The 9,570-nt window shown below is 39.4% G+C and carries 8 protein-coding genes; 4 read left to right on the top strand and 4 right to left on the bottom strand.

Annotated elements, in window-relative coordinates; all coding sequences use genetic code 11:
- From AC1DND_RS10150 to AC1DND_RS10165, 4 genes are all read left to right on the top strand, one after another.
- Positions 1–1,870 (top strand): S9 family peptidase (locus AC1DND_RS10150; protein ID WP_477581319.1); only part of this gene is annotated, 1,870 nt, incomplete at its 5' end.
- A gap of 260 nt (positions 1,871–2,130) precedes the next feature.
- A complete protein-coding gene (locus AC1DND_RS10155; RefSeq protein WP_025141704.1) occupies positions 2,131–2,763 on the top strand; it encodes a peroxiredoxin in 633 nt (210 codons plus the stop codon).
- Positions 2,764–2,777: 14 nt separating this feature from the next.
- Positions 2,778–3,086 carry a thioredoxin family protein gene (locus AC1DND_RS10160; protein ID WP_025141703.1) on the top strand — a complete coding sequence of 103 codons (309 nt, stop codon included), beginning with the start codon at positions 2,778–2,780 and terminating at the stop codon, positions 3,084–3,086.
- A complete protein-coding gene (locus AC1DND_RS10165) occupies positions 3,086–3,334 on the top strand; it encodes a DUF6952 family protein (RefSeq protein ID WP_010599336.1) in 249 nt (82 codons plus the stop codon). Before AC1DND_RS10160 ends, AC1DND_RS10165 begins: the two co-directional genes overlap by 1 nt.
- A gap of 260 nt (positions 3,335–3,594) precedes the next feature.
- Here AC1DND_RS10165 and AC1DND_RS10170 read toward each other — a convergent pair whose 3' ends face one another.
- The 4 genes from AC1DND_RS10170 to AC1DND_RS10185 all read right to left on the bottom strand — a co-directional run.
- On the bottom strand, positions 3,595–6,180 hold the full coding sequence (locus tag AC1DND_RS10170) for a phosphoenolpyruvate carboxylase (RefSeq protein WP_477581322.1): 2,586 nt from the start codon (positions 6,178–6,180) through the stop codon (positions 3,595–3,597).
- A 262-nt stretch (positions 6,181–6,442) separates the two neighbouring features.
- Entirely contained in the window at positions 6,443–7,990 is a 1,548-nt protein-coding gene (locus tag AC1DND_RS10175) for a DHA2 family efflux MFS transporter permease subunit (RefSeq protein WP_477581324.1), read from the bottom strand.
- A gap of 8 nt (positions 7,991–7,998) precedes the next feature.
- On the bottom strand, positions 7,999–9,078 hold the full coding sequence (locus AC1DND_RS10180; RefSeq protein ID WP_477581326.1) for an HlyD family secretion protein: 1,080 nt from the start codon (positions 9,076–9,078) through the stop codon (positions 7,999–8,001).
- An 8-nt stretch (positions 9,079–9,086) separates the two neighbouring features.
- A partial coding sequence (locus tag AC1DND_RS10185) for a TolC family protein (RefSeq protein WP_477581328.1) occupies positions 9,087–9,570 on the bottom strand: 484 nt, incomplete at its 5' end.

The following is a 9,570-nucleotide window of genomic DNA, read 5'->3' on the forward strand; positions in this document are numbered from 1 at the left end:
ACCGGAAACCAAGCCGCTTACCGAGCAGGATAAATGGCTAAAGGCACAGCAAACCGAATTGTTCGATATCATTAAAAAAAGAAATGCAGAAATCAGAAGTGGCGCCCGCGGTGGAAGAGGCCGTTCTGGCGCAACATCTGCTGATTCAAAACCATTAAAAGAGCTTTATACAGAAGATAAGTTTTTAAATGGCGTAACCATTAGTCCCGATGGGCATTTTATTACTTATAAGCTAACCACGCCAGCCCAAAATAACCATAGCACTGTTGTTCCGAATTATATCACATCGTCAGGCTATACCGAAGATATTCCTGGCAGAACAAAGGTTGGGGAAAATGAAAATATTTCGCAGGGCTTTATCTACGATACTCAAAAAGATTCTGTTTATGCCATTCAGACTGCTACCATACCGGGCATTAAAGATCTTCCCGATTACCTTAAAGATTATCCAAAAGAATTGGATACGCTAAAAAAGAAAAACGCAGACAGGCCTGTAAATTTCTTTGGCCCGATTTGGAACGATAACGGAAGTAACGCAATTGTCGTTGCAACTTCAACCGACAATAAAGACCGCTGGATCTTAAAACTGGATGCATCAACAGGGAAGTTTTCTCTAATAGATCGTCAGCGCGATGAAGCCTGGATTGGCGGCCCGGGCATTAGTGGCTTTTACCAAGGTAGCACCGGATGGATAGACAATAACCGCTTTTACTATCAAAGCGAATCTACTGGATATTCGCATCTTTATGTGGTGAATATTGCCACAGGCGATAAAAAACAACTAACCTCTGGCAAATGGGAAGTGCAATCTGTTCAGCTTTCAAAAGATAGAAGTACGTTTTATCTTAAAACAAATAAGGAGCACCCAGGGATAACAAACTTCTTTAAAATCAGTGTAAACGGTGGTGAGCTTGTTCAGATTACTGCCATGAAAGGCTTAAATGATATCACCCTCTCTCCTGACGAAAAATACATAGCCATTAATTATTCCTTTATGGACAAACCTGGAGAGTTATATCTTCAGCCAAATAAGGTTGGTGCCAAAGCCGAAAAAATTACTCAATCTACCTCTGCCGAATTTAATTCTTACAAGTGGCGTCAACCGGATATGGTAAGCTTCAAAAACCGCTATGGTGCAGATGTTTATGCGAGGGTTTATAAATCCGATAATCCACATCCTAATCACCCTGCGGTAGTTTTTGTTCATGGTGCAGGCTATCTTCAAAATGTGCATTTCGGCTGGAGCACCTACTTCCGCGAGTTTATGTTCAATAATTTACTGGCCGATAATGGTTACACGGTAATCGATATCGATTATACCGGAAGCTCCGGTTATGGTCGCGATCACCGTACAGGTATTTACCGCCACATGGGAGGAAGAGATTTAACCGATCAGGTTGATGGCGTTAAATTTTTGGTAGAGAAATATGGTGTTAACTCACAGCATGTTGGTTTGTACGGGGGCTCTTATGGCGGATTTATTACCTTGATGGCCATGTTTAATGAATCGGATGTTTTTGCAAGTGGTGCCGCTTTACGTTCGGTAACCGACTGGGCACATTATAACCATGGTTATACTTCGAATATTTTAAACGAACCTTATAACGATCCGATTGCTTACAAAAGAAGTTCACCGATCTACTTCGCCGATAAGCTAAAAGGCAACCTTTTAATGGCGCACGGAATGGTTGATGTGAATGTTCACTTTCAGGATATTGTGCGCATTACACAACGTTTTATAGAGCTCGGCAAAAACAATTGGGAGCTTGCCGTTTACCCTGTTGAAGACCATGGTTTTATCGAGCCAAGCAGTTGGACTGATGAGTATAAAAGAATATTCAAACTGTATGAAAATACGTTGAAGAAGTAACCTCCCACTTAGCCAGTTCGTCATCTCGACTGGAGCGCAGCGAAACGGAGAGATCTATCTAGTTAGATTTCTCGACTGCGTTGCACTTCGCTCGAAATGACGACAACGAATGAAAATAGAACCCTACTATATTTCACACCAACAATATAGTTTTCATCTATATCGTTATCAATAAATACAATTAACAATTAGCGAAACGGGGGTTGCTTGACATCTGTTTTAGCCTTACCTTTGTGGCATAAAATTAAAGACAAAAAATTATGGCAATAGTAGGCAAAAAATTCCCAAGTGTTAGTATTGATGCAATGTCAGACATGGGTGATGACTTGAAAATCAATGTATTTGAAGAGGCTGTAAACAAAAATAGCAAAGTGTTATTGTTCTGGTATCCAAAAGATTTTACTTTCGTTTGCCCTACAGAATTACACGCTTTCCAAGCTGCTTTACCTGAGTTTGAAAAAAGAAATACAATTGTAATCGGCGCATCTTGCGATACCAATGAAGTTCACTTCGCATGGTTAAACACACCAAAAGATAACGGTGGTATTGAAGGTGTTACTTACCCGATCTTAGCTGATACCCACAGACAATTATCTGGTATCTTAGATATTTTAGATCAAGAAGTTAACTACGATGAGGAAGGAAACGAATCTTTCTCAGGTTCTAATGTTTCTTTCAGAGCTACATATTTAATCGACGAAACTGGTAAAGTTTTCCACGAAAGTGTTAACGATATGCCACTAGGCAGAAATGTTAAAGAATATTTACGTTTAATTGATGCTTACGCTCACGTTCAAAAACATGGCGAAGTTTGTCCTGCAAACTGGGAAGAAGGAAAAGAAGCAATGAATGCGAACAGAACTGGCGTAGCTGAATATTTAGCCGCTAACTAATTAAACAAAACGTTATGTTTTTAGAATTAACAGAAGATAATCTTCAACAATATTTAGCCGATAACTCAAAGGTGATGGTTCAGTATGCTGCATCTTGGTGCGGAAACTGCAGAATCATGAAGCCTAAGTTTAAAAAATTGGCTTCAGAAAATGAAGATGTAGCTTTCTTGATTGTTGATGCCGAAAAACTTCCAAACTCACGCAAATTTGCAAACGTTGATAATTTACCAACTTTCGCAGCTTTTGAAGGCGGTAGCTTGGTAGATCAGGTGCAAACCAACAAAGCAGAAGGTTTAATTGAACTATTTAACAAGATAAAGTAATGAAGATTCCGGTTATAAGACAATTATTTCAAAACACCACTCCAGCACAACTGGAAACTACTTTGGAGGTTTTAGAGGCTTTTTGCGAGTTCAGAGGGGTTAGTGAACACGAAGTTGATGTTGCGGGCGAAATGATTACCAATATCTGTGGTGCCCTAGAAGTACATCAGATGGTAAGCGAAGGTGCAGCCGAAAAGGACGCATTAAATGCTTTCGGCCAAAAGGTAATGGGTTCGATTGATCGATAATCGTTTTAAAGCTTAATCTGGCTTTTTCAAAATACAGATCCCTCGTTGATGAAAATCAGCGAGGGATTTTTGTTTGGTATTTCTTCTACTTGTCGTCATGCTGAATTTATTTCAGCATCTTTCCTGCTATTAGGCCCTGAACTGAATTCAGGGTGACGGCCGAATTTGTTCTCGCAAAAAAAGGTCTGTGAGGACACAGACCTTGGATTATAATTTAAACCTCGCAGGTTTATGAAACCTGCGAGGTTTAGCAGAAAGTATTAAGCTAAATTCCTACCCGCGTTTACGATACCGAATACCGTTCTTACCGCTAGCTTTTCTAAAGCTTGCTGGTCTTTTTCGTTCTGATCATGCTGCAATTTCTCTAAAGCGAAATGCTGAATCAACACCAATGGTAAGATAATTTTCTCGCGTGTAGCGATTGATTTTTTATCTACAGGATAATTAGCCATTAATGTTGGCTGTCCGGATAGTTTTAAAAGCATCTCCTTAGCTAATTCGAATTCATCATGTAATTGAGTCCAAAAAGCACCAAACTCCTTATCTGCGACCAAATGCGCTGTAATGGTAAAATCTGATTTGCTCATACTCATCATACAGTTATCTACAATCGTTTTCAAATAATCTGAATCCTGATAAACTTTAAGCACTTTATCCCAGTTACCAGCTTTTTCCTGATTTTTCAGGGCTGTTCCCATACCGTAAAAACCAGGAACATTCTGCTTCAACATACTCCATGCCGTTACAAAACTAATCGCCCTTAAATCTTCGAGTTTCATTTCACCACCACCGTTTCTTTTTACCGGGCGACTGCTAATATTAGCTTGCGACAATAATTTTAAAGGAGACAATTTCTCTAAGTAACTCACAAATAACGGGTGCTCACGCAAGTCTACAAAAGCTTTATAACTTTCTTCAGCCATTTCATCTAGCAGCGTTTTATTCTCAGGATCTAACAGAATATTGTGTTTCTCTTTTAATCCGGAAGTAAGTCCTGCGTTGATTAATTGCTCGATATTAAATTCAGCACTTTCTACCGAACCATATTGAGAACTGATGGTTTGCCCCTGAACGGTTAACTGCATGTTCTTGTTCGCAATTTCCTTACCCATAGAAGCATAAAAACGGTGTGTTTTACCTCCACCACGTGCAGGCGGCCCACCACGGCCATCAAAAAACGCCAGCTGAATATTGTGTTTGGCAGAAACCGCAGATAATGATGTTTTTCCGTTAAAAATAGACCAATTGGCCATTAAATAACCACCATCTTTGGTACTGTCAGAATAACCAAGCATAATATCCTGTTTATTGCCACGGCTGGCTAAATGTGCCTTATAGAATGGATTACTATAAAGCGTATCCATAATTGCTGCTGCTCCCTTTAAATCGTTAACGGTTTCAAAAAGCGGCACAAAATCAATAGTCAACGATTCTTTACTCCAGCCATTCCAAAGGAAAAGCTCAATCAATTGCAAAATATCACTCGCTTGTTGGCAATTACTGATAATAAAACGGTGACAAGCTTTTTCGCCATTACGTCTTTGAATGCCCTTAATTTCTTTGATTACTTCAATGGTATCTTTTGTCAAAGCATCGGGCTCACTGGCGTAAACAACCGTTGCCTCTTTAAAAGAGATTAAAGCTAATTTCTCTGCTTCAGATAGTTTATCATAATCGGCAGGATACAGCGAAGAAATCGGCTTATTTACACGGCAATAGGTATGTACGTTTCTCAGCACACGGCTGTCCTGACGAATATCTAGCGATGCAAAGTAGTTACCATATAAGTCTATCTTACGGATCAGATCGTTAACCAGATCAACAAACAAACCTTCATGTTCAGCGAGCAGTGTTTCCTTGATTTTATTCAGGTTATCCCTTAATTCATCAGAAATATCATGAAGCTCACAGGTCTGGTCAAAAGCATTTAGATACAATACGTCATGCAGTTTTGCGATATTTTCTTCAACACCTCTGAAGGTGATGCGGCGTTTAATCACCCTGAAATCGCGGTAATAACAACGGAAAAGGATCTGGCGCAACATTTTAGAAACTTCCAAAGTGGTATCAGCATGAATGTTCGGATTTCCGTCTCTATCTCCCCCAGGCCAGAAACCCAACTCTAAAATTTTCTTAGTCTCCAGGTTGTATTCATCAAGGTTCTGGTCTATCTCTTCCTGAATATTCGCCGCAGCAAAATAAAATGTATTCTCTAAAAACCAGGCAAGGTTTAAGGCTTCATCAACCGGCGTTGGTGATTTTTTATTAAAAAAAGGCGTTTTACCCAATTGCTGCAGCAACGAGTTCATCGAAGTAATGTCGTTATCCCTAATGGCCTTAGTTAAATCGGTAATAATGGCCAATACACTTCCGGGATAAAACTGGGTTGGGTGTGCAGTTAAAACCAAACGAAGTGAAAGTTCGTCAATCAACTTCTCAATTTTTGATAACATCGGTTTGTTATCGGCATTCTTTTTTAAGATAAATGCCAATGTACTCTGTTCATCAGTTGTATTTAACTTTGTAAAAGAAGCATCTTCTACGGCATCAAAAAGAACTACCTGACGTTCGATATACTGGATAAAACGGAAAAGCAGGTCAACAATATCCTTAGGGTCTGTATAACTGGTATACTTGGCAAAAAATTCTTCGATAATCTGTGCCGGTTTTTCTCCGTTTGCAATGCCTTCTTCACAGCTCTTAAAAAACAGCGGAAGCAATGTTCCGGTATCTTTAATTTTGTAAAAAGGCAAGGTGAGAAATAAACTGTTAAATAGTTCGAATTTTGAGATTACCTCATTATTAAAAATAGATTCTCGTTGCGTAGTTAAACGAAGTTTAGGCATAGCTTATGCAATAGTTTTGTATACCGTAATACTACAAAAAATGCGTAAGGTATTAAAATTCTAAGGCTTACAATTTGGAAAATTGTAGAATAAATTTTAATTTTAAAATCTTATTTGGCCACAATGTGGTTAAGTAAGAACATTTGCAATGTTTAAGGGCATTGCATTGATTGTTAATTTTTTGGGTTAAAACAGCCGATGTAATAAAATACACCGGCTGTTTTTGTTTTTTGCCATTTTTTACGGCATTTCTTTGCAAATTTTAGTGCACATCGGCAGGAATATTTGCATTTTTCTTAAACTTTTGAAGATAAAGTAGTGGGATGGAGAACAACATGATTAATCCAGCAACCCAATAGGCATCGTCATAGGTAAGTAACATTGTTTGCCTGGTTACAATTCCTTCCATCGCTTTTGCTGCCATAATTTTGGCATCAAACAAGGTTTGTCCTTTTGCCATAAAACCTTTAATCAATCCGTTAAAACGATCCACAAATGGTTGGTTATAATCGTTCACATTTGCCAATAAAACACTTCTGTGGAAACCCGAACGGACGTGAATTAATGTAGTTAAAGCTGCGATACCGAATGAGCCGCCCAATTGGCGCATCATATTGTTCAAACCTGATCCCTGACCGATTTCTGGTCCTTTTAAATCCTGGATGGCAAGTGTGGTTAAAGGGACAAACAATAAGGCCATACCTACACCCCTGATTACCAGCGGCCAGAAGAAATCGCCAGTTCCTGATTGTAAAGTCGAATTACTCAACATCCAACAGAAAATGAAGAATGCCAACATACCAAAGGTGGCCATAATTTGTGCCGGAACACCTTTTTTAAGCATAATACCAATAAACGGCATCATTACAATGGTACATAATCCACCTGGGAACAAGATTTCTCCGGTTTGCAAAGGTGAAAATCCTAACAAATTCTGACAGAATACCGGAAATACAAACACTGACCCGTATAACCCGAAACCCAAAATAAATGAGGTAAACATCCCCACAGAGAAACTTCTGTGTCTCATAATTTTAAAGTTCACAATCGGGTGGTCGGTGGTCATTTCTCGCCATATAAATAACAGTAAGCCAAATACCGAGGCCACGGCCAATGCGGTAATGTATGGTGTAGCAAACCAATCTTCGCTCTCCCCTTTTTCTAATAATGTTTGTAAACTACCTACTGCAATAGCCAATAATGCGATACCCCACCAATCGACAGGTTGCCCCTGCCYTGATTTCGGGGTTGCCCGAACAAAGGTGTACGTACAGTAGGCCGCGAGAATTCCGACGGGAATATTCACATAAAAGATCCAGGGCCATGAACTGATTTCCAGAATATATCCACCAATGGTTGGCCCAACAGTTGGCCCAACTACAGCTCCTAAACCAAATAAGGCAGTTGCGATACCCACATCTTCACGTGGCCAGGTTTCTATTAAAATAGCTTGCGCTGTTGATATTAAACCACCGCCGGCCAAACCCTGAATGATCCTAAATAAAATAAGTTCATTCAATGAAGTGGCATTTCCACACAAAAAGGAAACGAGTGTAAAAACGATGATGGAGGTAAGAAAGTAATTTTTCCTGCCGAATCGGTTACCTAACCAGCCCGACATTGGCAACACGATAACATTCGCTACCGCATAGCCTGTAGAAAGCCAGGCCACATCCTCTAGGGTAGCGCCCAGGTTTCCCTGTATTTGTGGAATTGCCACGTTTACGATAGTCGTATCAATCAGCTCCAATAATGAAGCTGTGATTACCGTAAATGTAATAATCCACTTTTTTAAACCTACTTCGGCCATTTTAATTATTATTTAGTAGATACTGATGCTTTAACGCTCATTCCTGGGCGCAACTTAGCCAACAGTTCTTTTGATGGATGGATTTTGATTTTTACCGGAACACGCTGAACTACTTTAACAAAGTTACCAGTAGCATTATCAGGAGGCAATAAAGRTCCTTTTGCACCAGTAATTGGAGAGAAATTATATACTTCGCCTTCAATTTTTTCGTCTGGATAAGCATCAACCTCAATTTCTACTTTAGAACCTTCTTTAATTTTCTCCAATTGAGTTTCTTTAAAGTTTGCCGTTACATAAATGCTTCCGTCATTCACGATAGAGAATAAAGATTGACCAGCCTGAACCAATTGTCCTTTTTGAACATTCTTTTTAGAAACGATGCCAGTTGCAGGGGCTTTAATATCTGTATAAGATAATTGAAGCTTTGCAAAATCGATATCACTTTGACGCTGGCTAATTACATTGCTACTCACTGCCAACTGTGATTGTGTAGTACCAACTTGTTTAACCGCAGCATTATATTGATCTTGCGCTGCACGATATGCTGCCAGAGCAGATTGTCTGGCCGCTTCTGCAGATTCCTTACTCGCCTTAGCCTGATCGAAAGCTTGTTGTGTGATTGAACCATCTTTCACCAGGTTTTCGTAACGATTGTAATCTTTCTGCGCTAAATTTAATTTAACATTTGCAGCCTCAACATTTGATTTTGCAGCATCAACGTTTGCTTTTGCAGTACCAGTATTTGCCTGGGTAGCTACAATTTGCGATTCGGCAACACCAACTCCTGCACTTGCACCTTTCTGACCAGATTCTGCCTGCTCTAATTTAACTTTATAGTCTTTATCATCGAGCTTCACCAAAACCTGTCCTTCGGTTACATGTGTATTTTCTTCAAAATTAATCGCTGCAACATAACCGCCAACACGGGCAACAACAGGACTGATATCGCCATCAATCTGAGCATCATCCGTATCTACATGTTTGCTATAATAATTCCATTCCGTAATCCCGAAGATTACGCCTATTACTAGTAAAACACCTAAAATGATGGGTACTACTATGTTCTTTTTTTTCTTTTCAGTTGTCATTGCTGTATTTATTGCGTTATTTTTCCTGTTGATTTTAATAGGGTATAGTAAGCCAAACCTGCGTCTGCCTTAGCTATCTCTAAGTTTATTTTTGCCTGGTACAATAAGGTTTCAGCATCGATACGATCGGTAACCGAAGCCACATTGTTTTTATATTTAGATGCCAATAACTTATCGTTTTCTGTTGCTTGTGCAATTGAAGTTTCCAATACCTGGATTTTGTTCATCGCCACCTGGTAACCTTGAAAGTTTTTGTTGATATCTGTTTTTACCTGGTCAGACAAAATGTCTTTCTGAATGGTAATCGCACTTTGTTGAATTTTCGCTTCGCTTACCTTGTTCTTGTTTGTCCAAAGGTTGCCGAAATTCCAGGAAACCGTTGCGCCTAATGTAATGGGCATTAAATATTGGTTGGTTGGCGGGATAAAATTACCACTTGGATTAATGTAATATAAATTTGCACCAACACCAACGGTAGGCAATGTATTTGCC

The organism is Pedobacter sp. 01N416, assembly GCF_056399685.1.